Here is a 405-nt window from a genome sequence, read left to right on the forward strand (position 1 = left end):
TTTTTTATACGTGAGTCTCCCGGTGAAACCCTAAATTCTTTTACCCGTTTCCCTTTACGGCCAACCAATTCGGCTGCGTATGGAAGCTGAGAATTCTTGGCCCGGAGCGCAAAAAAAGCCGCCTCCCGATGTCAGGGCCGCCTGGGCGGCATGCCAATCATCAGGAAGGGCTGATGTACGTTGAAAATTCCCCCTAGCACCGGGCTCGTTCGGCCTGTACGCCTGCTTCATTTACAGGCTGCCTGTCCCGGGTAAAAACAATCAGCGACAGAACAAATCCGAATAAAGCGACCGCCGCGTTCAGCAGGAAGATCCCGCCGATATTGACTCTGGAAATGGCCGCCGCCACAAGCGGAATCGTAAAAATAGCAACGCCCTCCGCGATCGTGTACAGGCTCCGTACCA

At 54.3% G+C, this 405-nt stretch carries 1 pseudogene; it reads right to left on the bottom strand.

The features are described 5' to 3' along the window. Positions 1 to 193 precede the first annotated feature (193 nt). Positions 194 to 405 (bottom strand): annotated as a pseudogene (locus tag L692_RS32760) (hypothetical protein); the annotation flags it as partial.

The organism is Paenibacillus forsythiae T98 (assembly GCF_000520735.1).
In the GTDB taxonomy this organism is placed as follows: Bacteria; Bacillota; Bacilli; order Paenibacillales; family Paenibacillaceae; genus Paenibacillus_AQ; species Paenibacillus_AQ forsythiae.